General features: G+C 46.4%; 23 protein-coding genes. All 23 read right to left on the reverse strand.

Features of this window, described 5'->3' with window-relative positions; all coding sequences use genetic code 11:
- A partial coding sequence (locus tag AB4Z45_RS28955) for a LysM peptidoglycan-binding domain-containing protein (RefSeq protein WP_441912820.1) occupies positions 1–1,467 on the reverse strand: 1,467 nt, incomplete at its 3' end.
- Between the two features lie 201 nt (positions 1,468–1,668).
- Complete coding sequence (gene pheA, locus AB4Z45_RS28960; RefSeq protein ID WP_430057746.1) at positions 1,669–2,538, reverse strand: prephenate dehydratase; 870 nt, start codon at positions 2,536–2,538, stop codon at positions 1,669–1,671.
- Positions 2,535–3,530 (reverse strand): homoserine kinase, encoded by a 996-nt coding sequence (gene thrB, locus AB4Z45_RS28965; RefSeq protein WP_441912821.1) that lies wholly within the window; start codon positions 3,528–3,530, stop codon positions 2,535–2,537. Before thrB ends, pheA begins: the two co-directional genes overlap by 4 nt.
- Positions 3,531–3,535: 5 nt before the next feature.
- Positions 3,536–4,822 carry a homoserine dehydrogenase gene (locus AB4Z45_RS28970; RefSeq protein ID WP_076270847.1) on the reverse strand — a complete coding sequence of 429 codons (1,287 nt, stop codon included), beginning with the start codon at positions 4,820–4,822 and terminating at the stop codon, positions 3,536–3,538.
- Between the two features lie 24 nt (positions 4,823–4,846).
- The gene (locus AB4Z45_RS28975; RefSeq protein ID WP_076270848.1) at positions 4,847–5,284 is read right to left on the reverse strand and encodes an ACT domain-containing protein; all 438 of its coding nucleotides are present in this window, start codon (positions 5,282–5,284) and stop codon (positions 4,847–4,849) included.
- A gap of 131 nt (positions 5,285–5,415) precedes the next feature.
- On the reverse strand, positions 5,416–6,741 hold the full coding sequence (gene obgE / locus AB4Z45_RS28980; RefSeq protein ID WP_076270849.1) for a GTPase ObgE: 1,326 nt from the start codon (positions 6,739–6,741) through the stop codon (positions 5,416–5,418).
- A 13-nt stretch (positions 6,742–6,754) separates the two neighbouring features.
- Entirely contained in the window at positions 6,755–7,492 is a 738-nt protein-coding gene (locus AB4Z45_RS28985) for a Spo0B domain-containing protein (protein WP_441912822.1), read from the reverse strand.
- 211 nt (positions 7,493–7,703) lie between these two features.
- Positions 7,704–8,015 carry a 50S ribosomal protein L27 gene (gene rpmA, locus AB4Z45_RS28990; RefSeq protein WP_076270851.1) on the reverse strand — a complete coding sequence of 104 codons (312 nt, stop codon included), beginning with the start codon at positions 8,013–8,015 and terminating at the stop codon, positions 7,704–7,706.
- 88 nt (positions 8,016–8,103) lie between these two features.
- Positions 8,104–8,442 carry a ribosomal-processing cysteine protease Prp gene (locus AB4Z45_RS28995; RefSeq protein ID WP_054027239.1) on the reverse strand — a complete coding sequence of 113 codons (339 nt, stop codon included), beginning with the start codon at positions 8,440–8,442 and terminating at the stop codon, positions 8,104–8,106.
- A gap of 11 nt (positions 8,443–8,453) precedes the next feature.
- Positions 8,454–8,765: a 50S ribosomal protein L21 gene (rplU, locus tag AB4Z45_RS29000; RefSeq protein WP_053374798.1), complete on the reverse strand. Its 312-nt coding sequence runs from the start codon at positions 8,763–8,765 to the stop codon at positions 8,454–8,456.
- 206 nt (positions 8,766–8,971) lie between these two features.
- Positions 8,972–10,201 carry an Rne/Rng family ribonuclease gene (locus tag AB4Z45_RS29005; protein ID WP_441912823.1) on the reverse strand — a complete coding sequence of 410 codons (1,230 nt, stop codon included), beginning with the start codon at positions 10,199–10,201 and terminating at the stop codon, positions 8,972–8,974.
- A gap of 37 nt (positions 10,202–10,238) precedes the next feature.
- Entirely contained in the window at positions 10,239–11,120 is an 882-nt protein-coding gene (locus AB4Z45_RS29010; protein ID WP_441912824.1) for a M50 family metallopeptidase, read from the reverse strand.
- Positions 11,113–12,030, reverse strand: coding sequence for a peptidoglycan DD-metalloendopeptidase family protein (locus AB4Z45_RS29015; protein ID WP_441912825.1), 918 nt, complete (start codon positions 12,028–12,030; stop codon positions 11,113–11,115). The genes AB4Z45_RS29010 and AB4Z45_RS29015 overlap by 8 nt, the downstream gene beginning before the upstream one ends.
- A 163-nt stretch (positions 12,031–12,193) precedes the next feature.
- Positions 12,194–13,339, reverse strand: coding sequence for an FtsW/RodA/SpoVE family cell cycle protein (locus AB4Z45_RS29020; RefSeq protein WP_441912826.1), 1,146 nt, complete (start codon positions 13,337–13,339; stop codon positions 12,194–12,196).
- Positions 13,340–13,346: 7 nt separating this feature from the next.
- The gene (gene minD, locus AB4Z45_RS29025) at positions 13,347–14,138 is read right to left on the reverse strand and encodes a septum site-determining protein MinD (protein WP_054027234.1); all 792 of its coding nucleotides are present in this window, start codon (positions 14,136–14,138) and stop codon (positions 13,347–13,349) included.
- A 3-nt stretch (positions 14,139–14,141) separates the two neighbouring features.
- Positions 14,142–14,807, reverse strand: coding sequence for a septum site-determining protein MinC (locus tag AB4Z45_RS29030; RefSeq protein WP_076270856.1), 666 nt, complete (start codon positions 14,805–14,807; stop codon positions 14,142–14,144).
- Positions 14,808–14,872: 65 nt separating this feature from the next.
- Positions 14,873–15,397 carry a rod shape-determining protein MreD gene (gene mreD, locus AB4Z45_RS29035; protein ID WP_441912827.1) on the reverse strand — a complete coding sequence of 175 codons (525 nt, stop codon included), beginning with the start codon at positions 15,395–15,397 and terminating at the stop codon, positions 14,873–14,875.
- Positions 15,394–16,242 (reverse strand): rod shape-determining protein MreC, encoded by an 849-nt coding sequence (gene mreC / locus AB4Z45_RS29040; protein ID WP_441912828.1) that lies wholly within the window; start codon positions 16,240–16,242, stop codon positions 15,394–15,396. The genes mreD and mreC overlap by 4 nt, the downstream gene beginning before the upstream one ends.
- Before the next feature lie 73 nt (positions 16,243–16,315).
- Positions 16,316–17,344 carry a rod shape-determining protein gene (locus tag AB4Z45_RS29045; protein WP_076270859.1) on the reverse strand — a complete coding sequence of 343 codons (1,029 nt, stop codon included), beginning with the start codon at positions 17,342–17,344 and terminating at the stop codon, positions 16,316–16,318.
- A 39-nt stretch (positions 17,345–17,383) separates the two neighbouring features.
- Positions 17,384–18,073: a RadC family protein gene (gene radC / locus AB4Z45_RS29050; protein WP_441912829.1), complete on the reverse strand. Its 690-nt coding sequence runs from the start codon at positions 18,071–18,073 to the stop codon at positions 17,384–17,386.
- A gap of 90 nt (positions 18,074–18,163) precedes the next feature.
- Positions 18,164–18,793, reverse strand: coding sequence for a Maf family protein (locus AB4Z45_RS29055; RefSeq protein WP_076270876.1), 630 nt, complete (start codon positions 18,791–18,793; stop codon positions 18,164–18,166).
- 54 nt (positions 18,794–18,847) lie between these two features.
- A complete protein-coding gene (locus tag AB4Z45_RS29060; protein WP_076270861.1) occupies positions 18,848–19,090 on the reverse strand; it encodes a DUF4321 domain-containing protein in 243 nt (80 codons plus the stop codon).
- 61 nt (positions 19,091–19,151) lie between these two features.
- Entirely contained in the window at positions 19,152–20,576 is a 1,425-nt protein-coding gene (locus tag AB4Z45_RS29065) for an SPOR domain-containing protein (RefSeq protein ID WP_441912830.1), read from the reverse strand.
- Positions 20,577–20,960 lie beyond the last annotated feature (384 nt).

Here is a 20,960-nt window from a genome sequence, read left to right on the forward strand (position 1 = left end):
CGGCTGTGTTGCCAGCGGCGATACCATGCCTTGGTTCGGCTGTGTTGCCAGCGGCGATACCATGCCTTGGTTCGGCTGTGTTGCCAGCGGCGATACCATGCCTTGGTTCGGCTGTGTTGCCAGCGGCGATACCACCCCTTGGTTCGGCTGTGTTGCCAGCGGCGATACCATGCCCTGGTTTGGCTGTGTTGCCAGCGGCGATACCATGCTTTGGTTCGGGAAAGCAGAAGTTCCGGCTACCATTTGACCATTTTCCTGCATGCCATGCTGGAGTGGATTTATCATGGGATAACCATAGCCCCATTCAGGGCCAACGCCCATAGGCATGCTGGATGGAGATGGGTAACTGCCGACAAATACCATCCCCGGCGGACACTCAAATGGCGCCTCGATGCCTTCATGCATTGGGCTTACCGTACTTCCGAATGGCACAGGTTGATGCCAATCTCCGTAACCGTAGCCATGTTCCATGTGAGCAGGCATGGTCATTGGTTGACCAAATCCATACCCCGACTGAATTGGCATGGTCATCGGTTGACCGTAACCATATCCCATCTGAGCCGGCATAGTCATCATTGGCTGATGATGCCCATATCCTCCGTAAGTAGGCTGCTGTGCAGCTGGCGAGATTGCTTCAGGTGCTTTTGGCAAATCATACAAGGATAATGCTTCGGTTGCTGGGATGCCATATTGCTTGAATAAATCAACATTTGGCTTGTATTCGGAATGAATCGGTTTTAGCTTTTTCTCAACAGGCTTTTCGATCGGCAGCGCCTTTTTGGCTGGCTCAACTGCTGCCGCCTTAGGGGCAGGAAGAGGAGCTGGTTCTACTGGCTTCACAATAGGTGCTGTTGGTTTTTTCTCTTGAACAGGTGCAACAGGCGTTTCAGGAGCAGGGGCTACCGGTGCTGGTGCAATAGGCGCAGTTGGCGTCTTGCCTGCAATTGGAGCTGTTGGTGTTTTTCCAATAATAGGCGCTGTAGAAAGCTTTCCGACCCAGCCCTGTACCCCTTGCATGATTGAGCTTGGGTGAAGGGCGTGATGACCTCCCGTGTTTTGTGCCACGCTCTGTCCAGCTTGTTGTCCAGTACCTCCAGTACTTTGGCCACCAGTTCCTTCAGTCATGGTTTCGCCTACTTTAGGAATATTCACAACTTCACCAGTAAGCAATACATTCGGATTTTTGAGCTGCGGATTCGCTTTAATCATATCCGCGAGCGGCACGCCCCAAGCTTTCGAGAGCTTCCAAAGGGTATCACCTTGTTTCACAATATGCTGATGCATGATGTCCATTCCACCTCCTGCGCCGCCCGTTTGGCTTGAAGGAATTTTCAGCTTCATGCCAACATCAATGGCGTCCGGATTCGTAATACCCGGGTTCAGCTTCAAAAGCTCTTCGAGCGATACATTATACTTTTGGCCGATAAAGTATAACGACTCGCCCTTCTTCACAATATGGATTTTCACTCGTTGTTAACCTCCTGTCACGTTCTGAATAACCAGGCACTGCTAATGCCTATTATCAATCCTTACATCCTATGCAGAATATGGGCAGGTGTCTCCACTTTCACAAAAAAAATAGTAAAAAGCCGAGTTCACCCATCAGAGTGAACTCGGCTTTCTATTCATGTATCGTTTCATTCTACGCTTTAGAGCAACCAGCTATGCTTATTTCTTGAATTCAGTAAAGCTTGGATAGCTTCCTAATACGCGAACCTGACATCCGATTGCTTCAATTTCTTGAATGGCTGAAGGAAGCAGAACGGTATCAAGAGCCATATCAATGTCGATGAAGAAATAATAATTGCCGAGCTTCTTCTTCGTCGGGCGCGATTCAATTCGGGTCAAGTTGATTTTGCGCCATGCAAAAGCAGAAAGAACCTGGTGTAGCGCTCCCGGGTAATCCTCTGGCAATGTAATTAAGATGCTCGTTTTTATTTTATCGGATTTACGATCGGTATAGGGCTCTGATCCGACCAGCAAAAAACGAGTGTAATTATTATCATGATCTGTAATCTCACTCGCAAGAACATCAAGCTTCTCGTTCGCAGCAGCTGTCATCGTACCAATAGCTGCCAAACCGGCATTCGGGTTGTTTTGAACGATTCTAACGCCCTCAGCTGTACTGCTGACATGTTCTGTAACCGCATGCGGAAGATGTGTACGCAGAAATTGCAAGCACTGTGCGATCGCTACAGGATGGCTGATCACTTTAGTAATACGTGAGTAGTCCATTTCCCCATTATCGTTTAACAGCTCAGATTGCCGGCCGATCAAATTTTGAATGGAGGGGTACACCCACTCCGCTTGAATCGGAATATCAACCTCATGTACAAGCCAATCCATATGAAGGCTAACAGAACCCTCAATCGTATTCTCGATCGGAATGATGCTGTAATCACTTATTCCATTGACAGTAGACAGGAACACATCGGATATTAGCCGGTGATGCTTCCAGTTTATTTCTTCACCGCGGAATAAATGTCTTGCTGCCTCATCCGATACGGAGCCAGCAGGTAAAACCGCTATCGTCTTCATCGCTTCATATCTCCTTTAATTCGATCCGGAAGAGGAATCGCAGGCTGCGAAGAAATTTCCTCTATCGTAATTTGAGGACCTTGAGCGCTTGGCGACAGCCATAGCGTATTCGCTTCAATGCCCTCCTGCTTCAGCGTATCAAGCAGAAATGTTTCAAGCATGGATTCGCCCGAGCTGTGTGCAGCACCGGCTTCCGTATCCTCAACAAATGCAATCAGCGTCGGCCCTGCTCCGCTTAGCGCAGCACCAAGCGCGCCGTGCTCTACCGCGCGCTCCAGTATAGTTGCCATGCCGGGAATCAGGGCTGCACGGTAAGGCTGGTGCAGCCGATCCTTCATCGCATGGCGAATCATACCTAGCTCGCCGCCAGCAAGCGCTGCGACGAGCAAAGAGCTGCGGCTGACGTTAAATATGGCGTCAGCCATACTGATTGAAGACGGAAGCGCATGACGCGCCTTCTCCGTCGACAGCTGAAAGGCTGGAATCGCGACAAGCGTCTTCAGCCTTTGATGCGGCTCAATTCTCACATAATCTGCTCGCTCCCCATCCCAAGCCGAGACGACAATGCCGCCGTATAGTGACGCGCCGACATTGTCCGGATGGCCTTCCAGCGCTGTTGCCATTTGGAACAGCTTGTCATCCGTGAGCGGACTGCCAATCAATGCGTTCGCAGCAACCAGGGCGCCTACGATTGCAGACGCGCTGCTGCCTAGTCCACGAGTGAGCGGAATATCGCTGTGCATCGAAATCGAGAGCTCTGGCACGGATACGCCAGCTTCTTTGAACACAAGCTGTGCAACCTTATAGATTAAATTCGTTTTGTCCTTTGGCAATCCATTCATTTGATCACCGTAAAACTGGAATTTCGTTTGTTCAGAGATGCTCATTTCAATCCAAGCGTATAGCGAAAGAGCCATCCCAAGCGTATCAAATCCTGGTCCGAGATTTGCTGTACTTGCTGGTATTTTTACGATTACTCTGCGATTGTTCATAAGATTTATCCTTCTACGCGATAGACGCTTTTCACTTTATGAACGACATCCAGCGAGTCAAACTTAGCAAGCACCTTCTGGATAGCTGCTTTGTTCGCGTCATGAGTGATGATGATGATCTCAGCTTCCGGATTAGACGGTGTCGGCTGCTGCAATACCGACTCCAAGCTGACCTCAAAGTCAGCGAATACTTGCGTTATGCGCGCTAGTACACCGGCACGATCTGCCACTTTAAGCAAAATGAAATATTTAGATGAGATCTGCTCGTCAGTCTTGAGCTTCTTCTCTTTATAAGCAAGGCTTCCTTGCATGCCGTTCACACCAAGCTTCAGGTTTTTTACAACAGCCACCAAATCGGATACGATCGACGTAGCAGTCGGAAGCTCACCTGCGCCTGCACCGTAGAACATCGTTTCACCAACAGCTTCGCCATATACATAAACCGCGTTAAACACGCCGTTTACCGATGCGATAGGATGCGATTGCTTCACCATCGTTGGTTGAACGCTGATGCTGATCAAATCATCCTGACGCTCTGCGATACCAAGCAGCTTCACTTCATAGCCAAGACGCTTCGCGTACAAAATATCTTCTTTGGATACCGAAGAAATGCCTTGAACGGATACATCCTCAAGCGCAACATTGGCACGGAATCCGATCGTAGCAAGAATTGTCATTTTGCGCGCTGCATCAAGTCCTTCGACATCTGATGTCGGGTCTGACTCCGCATAACCAAGCTCCTGCGCTTCTTTAAGCACATCTAGATACGAAGCGCCTTCTTGACTCATCTTTGTCAAAATAAAATTCGTTGTGCCGTTCACAATGCCCATAATTTTATTAATGCGGTCGGAGGCGAAACCTTCGACAAGTGTACGAATAATCGGAATACCGCCGGCTACGCTCGCTTCATACAAAACATCGCAGCGGTTTTCTTTGGCTTTGGCCAATATTTCTGGACCGTGCATTGCCATCAAATCTTTATTTGCCGTTACGACATGTTTGCCGAGGGACAGCGCTTCTAGTATATATTCTTTCGTAAGCCCAATTCCACCCATAACCTCAACGATAACATCAATTTCAGGATGGCGGATGACTTCCCAAGGATCCTCAGTCAGCTTGCTTGCATCCACAGCAATATTACGCGATTTGCTTTTATCTTGAACGAGCACCTTCTCAATTACGATCGGCGAACCGACCTGACTAGCCAAATCATCCTGATGCCCCTCAACAATTCGAACTACACCTGTACCAACTGTACCAAGACCTAATAAACCAACTTTAACCGGCTTCATATATACCCTCCATTATCAATTCTGTTATCCTTGTCCGATGACCGAAGCTTTACGCACGCCTGGTTGACTGCGAAGCATTTCAACCAGCGATGACAGTTCTCCGGAAAGCTGCGAAATATCGACCGAAATGACGACATTAGCGAAACCTTGGAGCGGAATGGACTGATTCATCGTCAGCACATTGCCATCTTGGCTCGCCACCATGCTAAGTACGTTGGAGAGTACGCCTGAACGATGCTCCAAATCCATAGAAATGGTCGCAATACGTTCTCGTTCCAGCTCATTTAGCGCGTAGACACCATCTTTATACTTATAAAAAGCGCTTCGGCTAAGTCCAACACGTTCAACCGCCTCATGTACGGTTGCCGCATCACCTCGGCCAAGCATCTCCTTCACTTGTATCGTCTTCATAATCGCTTCCGGTAAAATATCCTCTCGAACGACATAATAGCGTTTCGTCACTATACGTCCTCCTCAAAAAGACAATTGTTCACCTATAGTGGACATTATATCGAAATATACAGTTTGGGGCAATAGGCAAAACAAGAAAAGACGGCTTTCGCCGTCTTCATTTGTTAATATATGCGAATGCTCTAGCCATTCGGATTATAGTCGCTGCCCTCGAAGAATTCAAAAGCAAAGTCGCCGATTTGAACCATATCGCCGTCTTTTGCCCCCATCTTGCGAAGCTCGGCATCGACACCCATTTTGCGCATCGTGCGTGCAAAACGCATAACAGCATCATAAGAAGTCAAATTCATCCGTTTCATGTAGTTGCTAATGCCAGCACTAACAATAACGAACACTTCATCTTCCTTATGGATGGTGAAAGTCGTTTCTTCGCGCTTCTCATACGTATAAACTTTACGCTCAGCAACATCTTTCACATCCGCGATTTCAACTTCCTCTGAAACCGTATCAAGAATATCAGCCGCTTTATATAGTAGCTCCTGTACGCCTTTTTTCGTTAGCGAGGAGATTGGCAAAATTTCATATTGACGTTCACCGCTAACTTCTGCGAGCTTTTGCTTGAACAACTCAAGCTGCTCCTCAGAATCCGGCATGTCCATTTTGTTTGCAGCAATAATTTGTGGACGATCTGCTAACTTCTCATTATAGAGAACAAGCTCCTCGTTGATTTTCACCCAATCATCAAAAGGATCGCGGCCTTCAGACGCTGACATGTCGATGACATGAACGATAACCCTCGTCCGCTCTACGTGACGAAGAAACTCATGACCCAGACCAACGCCTTCATGCGCTCCTTCGATAAGCCCAGGCAAGTCAGCCATTACAAAGCTGCGACTATCCCCAACGTCAACGACACCTAGATTCGGTGTAATGGTCGTAAAGTGATAAGCGCCGATCTTCGGCTTAGCGCCAGAAACGACAGATAGCAGGGTTGATTTGCCTACGCTTGGGAAACCAACAAGGCCTACATCTGCCATTACTTTTAGCTCAAGAACAACCCAGCGCTCTTGTCCTTCTTCACCGTTCTCCGAAATATAAGGAGCTGGATTGTTTTGCGTAGCGAAGCGAATGTTGCCGCGTCCGCCGCGTCCGCCTTTTGCAATAACGATTTGTTGACCGTGACGAGTCATATCCGCAATAATTTCTTGCGTATCGTCATCAACGATTATTGTACCGGGCGGAATCCGTACGATTGTATCATCAGCACCCGCTCCGTGCATGCTTTTTACTTTTCCGCGCTCGCCGCGATCAGCCTTGAAATGCTTCTGATAGCGGAAGTCCATCAGTGTACGCAGACCCTCGTCAACTTGAAATATCAAGTCGCCGCCTCGGCCTCCGTCGCCACCTGCAGGACCGCCCTGCTCTACATACTTCTCACGGCGAAAAGAAACGATACCATCGCCTCCGTCGCCGCCTTTTACAAATATCTTCGCTTTATCGACAAACATGATGTGCCCCCGTTCATGCGCGCATTTCCGCCCTCAGCAACACCTTTGCATACGGCTGCTCGAAGTTGATCGGCTGCATTGGCGCGCCTTCCAACTGCTGTTGTATTTTTTGCTTCCATTGCTGTTCATTGATTAGTTCGCCATCATAATAGAAGGCTGCATACAGTGCATCCTCATCCAGCGATAGCGTAAGCGTAAGAACAGCAGCATTACCATAGCCAGGCTTAGCCGCAAACCGATATGCGTTAATCGTATGAATGAGCGTTTCGGCTATTTGATCGGCATCTGCCGTTATTTCGTTTAAATGAATGTCGCCTTTAATTACAATTTGTAACTCCAGCGAATTCGATATCGTACGAAACGATTGAATATAACTAATCAGTGATGGAACACCTAGCTTGGATATACTGCTCTCCACAGCCATCCGTTCACTTATTTTCTCCACATACTCGGCGGCTTTATCCAGCTTTTTGAGCCTAATATAGCCAAACACGACTTGCAGGTCGTTCATCCAGTCATGACGATGATGATTGAGAGTTCGTATTGCAGAGTTTTGCAACGATTGAATCGTTCGCGCAGTCCGCTCTGCGTGCTCTTTCCGTTCCGTTCGTATCCAGTAAGTCGCAACAGCTATAAGCCAAACGAGAAAGACAGCAGTTAACCACACTTGATTGGGCCAAATAAATACAGCGGCGCATGGCAACAAAATGGTTGCCCCCGCGTAATATTTCACCGTTGTTAAGCGTCCCATCGATTAAACCTACTTTCTTCGTATTTCCCGAAAATATAACAACGTATACATTATATTTTCCCGTCAAAGCTGCTTCAGCGTCCAAGACGCCTTAGGCATTTTTGCTTGCTTATCCAGTATATCACGCAGCCGTCCTACGGTCATCAGCCATGGAATAAAAAAACCCGGCCAAGCGATGCAGGCCGGGGCTTGTTGCATATATAAGGTTGTATTAAGCTTCTACTGCTGCAGCTACCGGAGCAAGAACAGCTGGATACACGCTCACTTTTTTGCGGTCGCGTCCCCAACGTTCGAACTTCACTACGCCTTCTACTAATGCAAAAAGCGTATCGTCTTTCCCGATGCCTACGTTAGTTCCTGGGTGAATTTTTGTTCCGCGTTGACGAAACAAGATGCTTCCAGCAGATACGGTTTGACCGTCAGCACGTTTAGCGCCAAGGCGTTTCGACTGTGAGTCACGTCCGTTTCTAGTGGAACCTACACCTTTCTTCGAAGCGAAGAGCTGAAGATTCAGTTTCAACATAGTTATTCCCTCCTTCTAAAGGATTGGTGAGCAAAGCTGCACCGTAAGCATGAACTAGAGGCTTGTAAAACAAACCTGCACCGAATGCCTACGCATTAAGATGTTCATGAATAACGACATGCTTGCCGTATGATTTTGCAATAGTGTCAAGCATAACCGCCATCGATTCCAGCAGCAGCTGCATCCGGCCGTCTGAAGCCTCGTCTGCAAGCGTCGGAATATCCGACGATAGCCAGCCGTTCTTCATCTTGGCAGGGAGCTCCTCTCCCGCTAGAGCTTCAATCGCGTTAACGGTACCAACCGATATGGCTGATACACCCGCACAAACGATATCTTTGCCGGGCTTCGCATATTTAGCATGTCCTTCGACCGCAAATGATACGATACGTCTGTCAGCGGCTCTTCGTACAAAGGTAACTGTTATCATAGAAATTCCTCTTACGCTTGGATTTTCTCGATTGTTACTTTTGTGAACGGTTGACGATGACCTTGCTTACGACGATAGTTCTTTTTGGCTTTGTATTTGTAAACGATGATTTTTTGGCCTTTGCCTTGTTTCTCGACTTTGCCTGTTACTGTAGCGCCGGAAACAACCGGAGTTCCAGTTACAAGACCGTCACCTTTAGAAACCGCCAAAACACGATCAAACGTTACGCTTTCGCCTGCTTCAGAATCCAGTTTTTCGATGTAGATTACATCGCCTTCCTGAACTTTGTATTGCTTGCCGCCAGTTACGATAATTGCGAACATTGTTGGTGCACCTCCTTATTTTCGAAGACTCGCCTAATTCAGGTGGCTCACGGCATGCGCCGCAAACGCTTGTTTACCCAATCGGAGCGGTACTTGTACGTCCCATTCCAATGAGGTACGAGACACACACCCAAAGATTGTACCATACTATGCAAGCTATATCAATTCATCCAACAAGAAAATTTAAACTATTTATACAACTCTGATCATTTTATTTGCGCTCCGCAGCTCTCACAGCGCTCGATCAGTTGATGGACAGCATTCTCACGAGCCTTTTTACGCGTCATTTCAATTAATCCGAGCTTTGTCCAGCCCAAAATCGTACATTTGGTTTGATCATTGCGCGCTTTCTCTACGAGTCTTTGCATAACCTGCTCGCGATGGTTGTCCTGCTCCATATCAATAAAATCAATAATAATAATGCCGCCTACATCTCGAACTCGGAGCAATCTTGCAATCTCGTCTGCTGCTTCCATATTCGTGCGGAACACAGTGTCCTCAAGGCCGGATGTCCCAATAAATCTGCCTGTGTTCACATCTATAACCGTAAGAGCTTCCGTCTCTTCCCATATGAGATGCCCCCCGCAGGTAAGCTGAATTTTGCGCTCGAACGCTCTCGTTACCTGCTCCGTCACACGATACGTATCAAATAAAGAATTGCCTTGCCTTGATTCAAAACATTTTAACCGCTCACGAAGCTGAGGGGTCATTTCCTCCAGCAGTGCTGACGCTTCCTGAAACCTCTCCGCATTGTCTATCCATATTTCATCCATATCCATCGTAAGCGTGTCTCGTACAGCCCGCCGCATGAGACCTGCCTCCCTATGCAGCTCGCTTGGCGCAGTCGCTTCCACGCTTCGTTCCGAGATGCTTTGCCAAATCTCTCTTAACCCAGCGACATCGGCATGCAAAGACAGCTCGCTTTCAGCGCCAGCCGCCGTTCGTAAAATAATGCCTTCCTCCAGCTCACGCAGCTTCTCGCCGATGGCTCGCAATCTCGACCGCTCGCTTTCGGAACTGATTTTTTTGGAAACGCCTATATAATCGGCATTTGGCATATAAACAAGAAACCGGCCAGGCAGTGAAAAATGTGTAGTGACACGGGCGCCTTTGCCACCCAGCGGCTCCTTCATAACTTGTACGAGCAATTCCTGTCCAGGCTTGATTATATTTTGAATGAGCGGCTTTTCAGCTGGCTGTTTTTCCAAATGAGGGTGGAGCAGCTCATCAATGTACAAAAATGCATTTTTAGCTAGTCCTACATCTACGAAAGCCGCCTGCATGCCAGGCAGCACGTTCACGACACGACCTTTATAAACATTGCCAACCAAACTGCTTGCTTTTGATTTTTCCATAAAAAATTCGACTAGGCGGCCATTTTCCAGTACAGCGGTTTGCAGCATTTCACCGTTAACGTGCATCAACATTTGCTTCATTCCTGAATATCACCTGCCCGTACGCTTTTCATCTATTTTAACTGAAAAGTTCCGATACTGCACGATTCGGATTATTTTCGGACAAACAGCCTTCTACAATTTTCTGCTCCGGCAGCACTCTGACCTCCTTGCTGTGCGACTCCACCATGTATATCAAATGATATCGCTCCCTTTGAAAGAGTCTTGCTACCGAGATGATTGACTGCTTGCCGCTTACGATTATAGGACTTGCAATGTGACCGAGCCTCAGCGCCTGCAGCGTGATCCTTTCCCGGTACATCAGAAAACGATAAAACAAATATGGAACATTACGATAATAAGTCCAGTTCGTCATCACAAGAAATATGCCGACAATGAGCAGATTGAGTTGAATGCCATCCTTATATACTAACCATGGAAGCAAGGAGACGATGATCATCAGCACACTAAAAAACAAGCTGACTCGCGCGCTCCAAATAAGCATTTTATAATAGTTAACCGTATAGCTTAATGCCGCCTGCAGCAGCTTCCCTCCGTCAAGCGGGTGAATAGGCAGCAGGTTGAACAAGCCGATCATTAGATTTGCTTTCCATACATACTCCGCCCATGCCAAGTCCCATATGCCAAGCTGCCCGCAGCCCCAAGCAGCTAGTCCCATCCAAACGTTTTGCAAGGGACCCGCAATCGCTACAATTGCTTCTTCTTTTGCAGGTACACCTCCGGCTTCCTCAACCTCTACCACACCGCCAAAAGGAAGCAGCTTTACTTCCTTTATCGTCCAGCCATAGCCCCGAGCAACAATAACATGGCCGAGTTCATGAACAAGCACGAGTAAAAACAAGGTAATCAGCTCGGCAAAATATCCTGTCATGACCGACACAAGCATAATGATAACGAACAACGGATGGACCGACCATAGGATTCCTTTCCATTTAATCAATCGGTATCACGCCCACGGGATCGATATACAAATCATTTTGTTTAACAGCAAAATATAGCAGGCTTGGCTGCGTACCTTCAGCTTTCAGCAGGTTGCCGATAGAATCCCCTGCCTCAACCCAGTCGTTTACTTTAACATTCGTTTTCCCAAGCATCCCATATACGGTTACGCGCTGGTTGACATGCTGGATAACAATAGTCGAACCTTGCGTGCTCTGATCTGATAATAGCAATACGCGCCCCGTTTCTGCCGCAACAACCTCTGCTTCAGAGCTTCCAGCAAGCTCTATACCATTTAGCATCTCCGCAAACGTTCGAACAAGCGAGCCTCCTTCCAATGGGGTTACGATAGGCAGCTTTACCGTTCCATCCGCGCCTACTGCAGGTTCAGGATTGTCCTGAAAAATAGGAATAAAGGATGGAGCCCCGGCAAACGTTTCCTTATACCAAGCAGCCGCAGCTGCAAAATCAATCTCATCCGTAAGCGCTTGTTTCACGAGCGCTTGTCCCTTGAGCGTGTATTCCGTATCATATCGAAACATAGCCCATACCGCGCCAAATAACAGCAATGCTACTGCTAGCTTCCATTTCAGCTCCTTGTCGAAAGTATAATTATTTTTCCCGCCGCCTGATCCCGGATCGTTCTCATTCGATAGAACTGGCCCTTTTACAAATCTTCTATTATCAACATACCCTTTGTCCTCTTTCCAATTTGCCCATGGATTAGGATTGGTTTTCCAAACGACCTCTGGATCAAGCTCCTCGGCCTCGTCTTCATCAAAATATTCGTGCTTGTATGGCATGCGAGGGTTTGAATATATGTCCTCTTCTTGTAAAGGGACAGAGTTCCGATCCCCTGTATTTTGATTTTTTTGCTGATTGCGCCGCTTCTCATTATCCTTCATTAACATCTCATTTTTCCCCCGCTTCCATCGTCCTTGGGACAGCTTGTTCCTTTATACATGGATATGTGGGGATTGAGACAAGTATGCGAGCGCAGCTGATCATAAAAAAAAGCCACCCCAAGATCGGATAACATCCGTCTCAGAAGCAGCTTTCTAGCTTGGCTAACCTTTAGTCAGCCATCTCATATTTTTCTTGATGTGCCTTAATGCTGAATACAAGTCCGATTGACAGCATATTAAGCAGTAGTGATGTGCCTCCATAACTAATAAACGGCAGCGTAATTCCCGTAATTGGCATAATTCCAATCATCATTCCGATGTTTTGGAACACCTGGAACACATACATGGACACGATGCCAATAATAATGTACGAGGCTCGCAAATCATAACATTTAAAAGCAATAATAATCATCCGATATATGAGCAGGAAATACAGAAGCAATAAGATGGCTGCGCCTTGAAAACCAAATTCCTCGCCAATAACAACAAAAATCGAGTCAGAATACGGATAAGGTACAAAACCGCCATTTTTCATATCGCCTTGCATATAACCGTCACCGTTTAAACCGCCTGAACCGATTGCAATTTGTGCATTTTCCGATTGATGTTTGTCATCTGCAGTTGCCGTCTCCGGATTAATGAATGTATTAATCCTTTTATGCCAATGTCCCATTTCATTCTCTTTCAAGTAATTATAAATTTCTTGATTGAATGTGTTGAACAGAGAAACAAAAAGGACAAGACTTACAACAACGACGGTAATCCCTGTAATGACATGAGAATATTTGACATTCCCAATCCATAACATCCCTAACACGATGACTACGTATATGATCGCATTGCCGAGATCCGGCTGAATCATTACGAGCATAAACGGCAATAAAGCAAATGCTGCAATCGGAAGCAAATCTTGTGTGAACGTCAGCCGATCGCCTTGCCGTCGTCCCATAATATAAGCGATACCGATAATGAGTATAATTTTGACCATTTCCGCAGGCTGAAACGATAAGGCTCCAAACTGAAACCATCCTCTAGCCCCATTGATTACCGCTCCAAAGAAATAAACAAGAATCAACAATGTAACCCCTATGCCATAAAGGACATGCCAGCTCTTGAGAACGATACGATAATCAAATAAGGTGGCTGCGATAGCTACAAAAAAGCCTAAGCCGTAAAACTTCAGCTGTTTGATCTCATGACCGGCGTACTTTGGATTATTTGCAGTTGCACTATAGACAAGTACGATACTGATAATCATAAGGAAAACTAAGATTATCAAAATTCCCCAATCCAGCTTTTTTAATTTGTTAAGCAAGTCGTAATCATCCTATTCCGAGGAACTTACGGAAACGTTTGAACGCTCCCGCCTTCTCATCAAGCAGCATGAGAGGAACCATGTCGCCAAGTATGCGGCGTGCGATGTTCCGGTAGGCGATTGCGGCACGTGAAGCCGGATTCATAACTGTCGGCTCTCCGCTGTTTGCAGCAGAAATAACTTTCTCATCATCAGGTACGATTCCGATCAAATCGACTGCCAGCACTTGACAAATTTCATCGATATCCAACATTTCACCGGTTTTCATCATATTTTGACGAATCCGGTTAATGATCAGCTTACTCGGTATTTTCTCCTGCTCCAGCAGTCCGATTACACGATCGGCATCCCGCACCGCAGCGTTCTCAGGTGTAGTAATCACGATAGCCCGATCGGCACCTGCAATTGCGTTTCGAAAGCCATGTTCAATCCCCGCTGGGCAATCAATAATAACATAGTCATGCTCTTTCTTGAGCTCTAAAATCATATTTCGAACTTGTTCAGGCGTAACAGAATCCTTATCCTTCGTCTGTGCGGCAGGAAGCATGTACAGCTCTTCAAAGCGCTTGTCCTTTACGAGCGCCTGATTCAAGCGGCAGCGGCCCTCGGCAACATCAACCAAATCATAAATGATTCGGTTCTCAAGTCCCATAACCACATCCAGATTGCGAAGTCCAATATCTGTATCAACCATGCAAACCTTCTTACCAAGTAAAGCTAGCGCGGTACCCAGGTTCGCCGAAGTGGTCGTCTTGCCGACGCCGCCTTTTCCTGATGTTACAACAATCGCTTCTCCCATATTCTACACTCCTTTAAACATTATAGGATTATGCCGTATGCGGAATAATTGCGCTAGCTTATCAATTTGCATTCTACCTTCGCTTAAGAAGGCGAACTCCATAGAGGCATCGCCGGTCATCCATTCCTCTGGCGGCCTGCTGATTACATCCGCAATGCGGAGCTGAGTTGGCCGCATGAGTGAAGTCGCTATAATCACGTCCGTCCTCCCGCCAATCCCAGCATGCGCGGTTCCGCGCAATGCACCCAGCACATAGATGTCACCTGTACACATTAAAGTACCGCCCGGATTCAAATCGCCGATTAAAAGTAAATCCCCATCATGCTCATAAGTTTGGCCTGAGCGTATAATAGACGTGAGCACTTGCAGATTAGGTTGCTGTCCGAGCTGAGGATCGATCTTAGGCGCTTCAGACTCAACAGATTGAACCATTAGGTTTCCTTGTGAACGTATCACGTTTTTGATGCGATCTTTATCATCATCAGAAATCTGCCTGGATCCAAGCTTCACCTGAACGTGAACAAGGGGACCTGTGAGCAACTGCTGATGCGTCTTCTCCAGCTTGTATTGCAATTCATCTAGAAGCGTCGCAAATTCACATTTATCGTCGAGAAGGAACACGAGACCTTCTTTTACACCCTTAATAATAATATGCTGCTTATCGGTCACGTTCGTCCCTCCCCAACCTAATGGATTCTTGCTAAGCTGGGCAAAATCCTGCCTGCAGCAATATTTTATTCCTCATCCTTCTCTGCTTTGACCAATGTCTGCCCTTCAAACCATTTTCGCGCCGGTACATAACACAAGAGTGCAAACGCCAGCTGTAAAAATAAACTAGGAAGGATATGATCGATAAGAGCCCATGCATAACTTTCATTCGTAATTCGAAATGCTTTGTAAATGAAATATATGGCGCTGTCATATAGGATGCAGGCAAAACCCACAACAGAAATCGCCATCATAAGCGTTGAACGGCGATGCTCCAGCAATACGCCAGTAAAGTAACCCATTAAACCCATAATAAAAGCATTAATTCCAAGCAGATGACCAAAGTATACAATATCCTGAAGCAATCCGAAGCTTATACCAAGCATGAGTGCAAGATGCCTTCTGCTATATAGGCCTGAGAAGATGACCATTACAAATACAAAGTGAGGAATGATCCGTTGACCGAAGCCGGCTGGAATAATCCACGGCATCACTGCTCCCTCGACAACAAACAAGAGCAACATGAGCAGGATGATTCGGTTCAAGCTCATTTCTCGGCTTCCTCCATTTCAGGGACCTGAACAACGAATACCTCAGTCAGATGATCAAAACTTGCTGATAGCTTGACCGATGCCGTGTATGTAAGGCCGAAGTCGCCAAGCTGCTTGTTTTCAACCGTTCCGACAACGAGTCCTCTTGGATAAATTCCGCCTAGGCCAGATGTAATAACTGTATCTTGAATATCCATTTTATCGTCTTCTGCAATTTTCGTCATAATAACTCTGGATGTTTCCTTGTTGTAGCTGCTTAAAATACCAAATGAGTCATTTTCGCGTCCCATGACAGTAGCCGATATTAAGTTGAAGGTTGGAGATGCTTCATTAAGCTCTGTAATCGGCGTAACCGCTGCTGTAAAAGAAGTTACCGAGCTGACAATACCGATTAAACCGTCAATGGTCGTCACAGCCATATTTGGTTTTATACCATTATTGGAGCCTAAGTTAATCGTCATCGTGCGGTTATTCGCATCGTTGCTGATCGATATAACCTGTGCGATCAAATAATTATAATTGTACATCTCTTTCTGACGCTGTGTGAACGAGAGTTCTGCCTTTAAACGTTCATTCTCTTTTTCTACGAAATTGTAATTAATCTTGTCACGAGAATAAGCTGCAGCTGTAAGGCGCAGCTGCTCATTTTCTTCATAAATCGTACGTAAATTACTAATATCCTCGAAGAAGCCCGCTATATAACCAGCGGGCTTGTAGAACCATTGCTGCACGTATGCTGCCGAATCCTTCAAAAATTTCTCCGGCCACGATAATTCCTTGCGGTCGCTTAGCGAGAAGCCGATGACCGCTATGAATAAAATAAACCCGATCATAAGCATAAACATTCGCTTATTTCTCATTAGCTTAAACAGCTCGACCACCTGCCCATTTCATATCCGTTTCCCCATCGGACCTAACTTAGCGTCTCGAACGAGATGAGCTTCTTGCTTTAAATAAATGAATATTATCGAGCGAGCGGCCAGTACCGATCGCAACACAATCAAGCGGATTGTCGGCAACAATAACCGGCATGCCTGTCTCTCTTTGAAGCAGCTTGTCCAGGTTGCGCAGCAAGGCGCCGCCGCCTGTGAGGACGATACCCCGGTCCATAATGTCCGCAGACAACTCCGGCGGGCATTTCTCCAGCGTTACTTTCACCGCGTCAACAATGGCATTAACGGTATCTGCTAATGCTTCTGTAATCTCATCGGATGTAATCGCTAGTGTCTTAGGCAATCCCGATACGAGATCGCGTCCACGAATTTCAATCGTTTCCGGACGATCCAGTGGAAGCGCTGAACCAATTTCCATCTTCAGCTGCTCGGATGTACGTTCCCCGATCATGAGATTGTATTGTCTTTTAATATATTGAATAACCGCTTCATCCATCTCGTCGCCAGCTACACGAATGGATCTCGCCGTAACGATTCCGCCTAATGAAATAACAGCAACCTCTGTTGTACCTCCGCCAATATCAACTACCATGCTGCCTGTCGGCTCCCATACAGGCAAATCAGCGCCAATCGCTGCTGCGAATGGTTCTTCAATCGTATAGGCCTCACGAGCTCCAGCTTGCTTAGTCGCATCCTCAACTGCGCGTTTCTCAACCGCTGTAATGCCTGACGGCACACAAACCATAACGTTTGGATGACGAGGAAATAAAGAACGCTGCTTCTGGGCTTGGCGAATAAAATATTTAATCATCGTAGCAGTTGTTTCAAAATCAGCGATAACGCCATCTTTCATCGGACGAACAGCACGAATGTTGCCAGGCGTTCTACCGATCATTTTTTTGGCTTGCTCGCCTACTGCTTCAATTGTTTTTGTATCTGTACGAAGGGCCACCACGGAAGGCTCCCTTACCACAATTCCTTTTCCCTTGACGAATACCAACGTATTCGCTGTTCCTAAATCAATACCCAAATCTTTCGAAAAACCACCAAACATGTTCTTGCTCCCTTCTAATTGCCACATCACTTTATTATATTACATATGACCTTGTTCCTTCAAACTTACGAATCTTCCGTCACCGATTACCAAATGGTCAAGAACTTCTATTCCGACTAGCTGTCCAGCTTCCGCTAGACGTCCCGTTAACGCAATGTCTTCCGGGCTTGGCGTAGGATCGCCGCTTGGGTGATTATGAACACAAATGATAGATGCGCTGTTACGTGAAATAGCTGCACGAAATACTTCTCGAGGATGTACTAGCGATGCATTAAGCGTACCGACAGATAAGGTTTCGCGGGCAATAATATGGTTTTTTGTGTTTAAAAACAAACATACGAAGTGCTCCTTCTTCAAATAGCGGAGCTCTTCCATCACATATTCCGCAGCATCCTGCGGCTTGCGCACAATAACCGTCTCACCAAGCTGACTCCGGGAAATTCTTCTTCCCAGTTCAATGCCAGCACGAAGCTGAATCGCCTTTGCTGGTCCAATTCCTCGAATGGCTGTTAATTGTTCCATGCTCATATCCATTAAATTACGCAGGCTGCCGCATTGCTTAAGAACCGTTCCTGCCAAATGTACGGCGGATTGCCGCTTCGTACCTGTGCGCAGCAGTATGGCTAACAATTCGGTATGGCTAAGTGCTTCTGCCCCATATTTCATCATGCGCTCTCTTGGACGTTCTTCATGGGGGACTTCACGCAAAATCATAGGTTGCGGCAACATGTCCCAATCCCGCCTCTTCGAAAAAATGAATTATTCATATCCTGCCACATTCATGAAAAAAAATCCGATTGAAATCAATTAAGTTGCCTTTTAAAAAACAGCAATGTCATAGGAAGCGAGCATGTCTGAGAGAAGCGATAACGGCAAGCCAACGACATTAAAATAACAGCCGTCAATTTGCTCTACAATCGTCGCTCCAAGTCCTTGTATGCCATAAGAGCCCGCCTTGTCCCTCGGCTCGCCGGTAGCAACGTACCTAGCAATTTGATCCTCGCTAAGCGGCTTCATCATTACCTTCGTTTTGCGATGGGCAACCAATGCTTCCCCGCTTGCAGAGAGAACACAAGCAACTCCTGAATACACTTCATGGGAGCGGCCTTGAAGGCGTCTAAGCATAGACTTTGCCTCTTCGTCGTCAGCAGGCTTTCCAAGCACATCTCCGTCAAGCACGACAATGGTGTCCGCACCAATAATTAAAGACGTTGGTACCTCCTGCTTTTGTTGCAGCAGGGGTATAGCTGCTTTTGCTTTGCGCAGGCTGAGCTGCTCTACAACTTCCGATGGCGACCAGCCTGCTTCAATCGTTTCATCCGTATCAGTAGACAAAATATAAACCGGCAAAGAAAGGTCCAGCGATGCGACCAGTTCCTTCCGGCGCGGTGACGAAGAGGCCAGTACGAGCTGGCTAATCGCTTCGTTGCGTAATTTTTTATATTCCATAAATTGAATGCTGCGCTCCTTCATGCTTTCCTTCATGCGTCAATGTCTGCTGCTCTACATTTTGCGGTATAACCATATTGCAATTACGGCTCCAATCAAGCTAAACAAGCTGAATTGCAGATGAAGCGTTAGGTTGAAACTGAGCACATATAGATCGACAGCAGGTGACCATGATGTTTCGATTGGTTTCGTTAAAAAAGAGATGCCTGGAACTGGAGTCAGCCATCGCGCTACTAGAGCACCAGCCAACAATCCAAATATGATAAAAATGAGAAGAATCCAGCCGTTTTTCTTCATCTTTCAACGCCTCTCGCCATGAAATGACACCTAAGACTATTATACGCATGAACCTATTCGTTTACAATGCGCTGATCTTCTCAAACCATTCTTTTTGCGTAATGATCACTTCCATAACTTCCGCTTGTGTCTTCCACAATTGTGCTTGAGAAGGCTTTTTATCGTACTCTGCCATCGTCTTTGCTGCCGCATTCATCGCTTGATTGATTTTATCCAAATATGCCTTACCTTCCGCATCTACTATACCTATTCGCAGCGTTTCTGCGTTTTCTGTCCATTTTTGATGCTCGGCTTTCCACGAATTTGCTGCAGCATCGCCAAGCGGCGATAAGGTCGGCTGTTCCAATTGGGCTAATGTTAATTCATCCAACATTTGGACGACTACAGCCGTTTGATTGAAGAAAGATTGTGCTGCTTTTTGATCGCCTTTAAACGGTATTTTTCCTGGATTTACTATATTTACTTCTTTGATATAAAGATCGATTTCCGGCATCATATTCCGAATAACCTGAGCTCCTTTTCGATCTGTACCCATGCCAACATATACGCGATAATCAGCAGCACTTGTCATAGCAGCGCCAGCAAGCCCTTTCTCGGCCAATTGCGCCATTGCGGCATCCCTGCCCTCTGTATTGCTAAACACGCCAAATTGCAGCAAATAATAAGAACGATCCAGCCCCTTAAGTGCAGCCATCGCAGTATTTGAATCTGGTTTTGCTGCAGGGTCATTTTTATTTTCAACTCCCGCTTCCTTGCTTTCCTCACCAACACCTGCAACCGGTTCTTTCCCTGTTCCTCCTTGGACAGAATCACCAATTACGGGTACTGATTCAGGCTTATTGCCAGTTCCTCCTCCAGGCCAAATGCTTGCCCCCGTAAACAATGACAACAATAAATAACCAAACAGCGCTCCAGTAGCTAGCGCAGCTGTCACTGACAAAAACACATTAAACCATGATGGCGCTCCCGCCTTACGTTTCATTCGTGCATAGTTCACTCTTTTTATACTGATTTCGTCTTCTACGAACTCTTCCTCATACGCTTGAATCGGCTCCTGCATGTATTCCCTATCTGAATACCTTTCCGCATATGTCTGTTGATCCTCAGGCTGCTCATAGGGATCATCCATAAAAGTTGGTTTTATCGTTTTTTTCTTCTCTTTTGGAGGATTGGGCTGAGCCTGCTTTGGAGCGGATACTGGCTTCGAATCAGCATCTCTAATAAGCTGCTCCAATGCGCCAATATCCTCTTGGAACGGACTGTTCCATGGACTCACTTCGCTGACGGAATGCTTATCTGTAGATGGGTATAGAGGAACAACTTTCTTGGAAATCATTTTATTCGCATTGTTATTAGAGTTGTTGGGTGATGCTGCTTTATGATCGAGAGCCTCTTGTTGATTGTCATTGCTGCGGCTTTCTTCGTTAACGGACTGTCCATTGCCATTACGGTCAAAACGATAAGTAATACGGTTTTTCTGAGTCATTTGATCCACTCCTTGTCCCTTTCATCTAGTATTAATCTATGAGACATTTGAGAGATTTAGACCCATGCCCTTAGAGGGTTGTCTACCAAAACCTTCAAAGGTTTTAAATTAAAGAGATTACCATTTCAAAATTAAAGATTAAATGATTTTCGAACCCACCCAAACCCTCCCTTCCAAGGGAGGGCCCCAAGGGTTGCACCCTCTGGACACCCGCAACTCAACTAACGTATAACCACAACAGACGTCCATCTATTCATGCGGCGTAGGAGCGCTTTGTCCCTCTGGGACCCGCTGGAAGTTTCTTCATACCTTGCTGCATCCACTAAGACTCGCAATTGGACTAACAAAAGCCTGTCCCGCTTTGACATGCTCGGCGTTTCATAA

It is taken from the genome of Paenibacillus sp. MCAF9, assembly GCF_052114265.1.
Taxonomy (GTDB): domain Bacteria; phylum Bacillota; class Bacilli; order Paenibacillales; family Paenibacillaceae; genus Pristimantibacillus.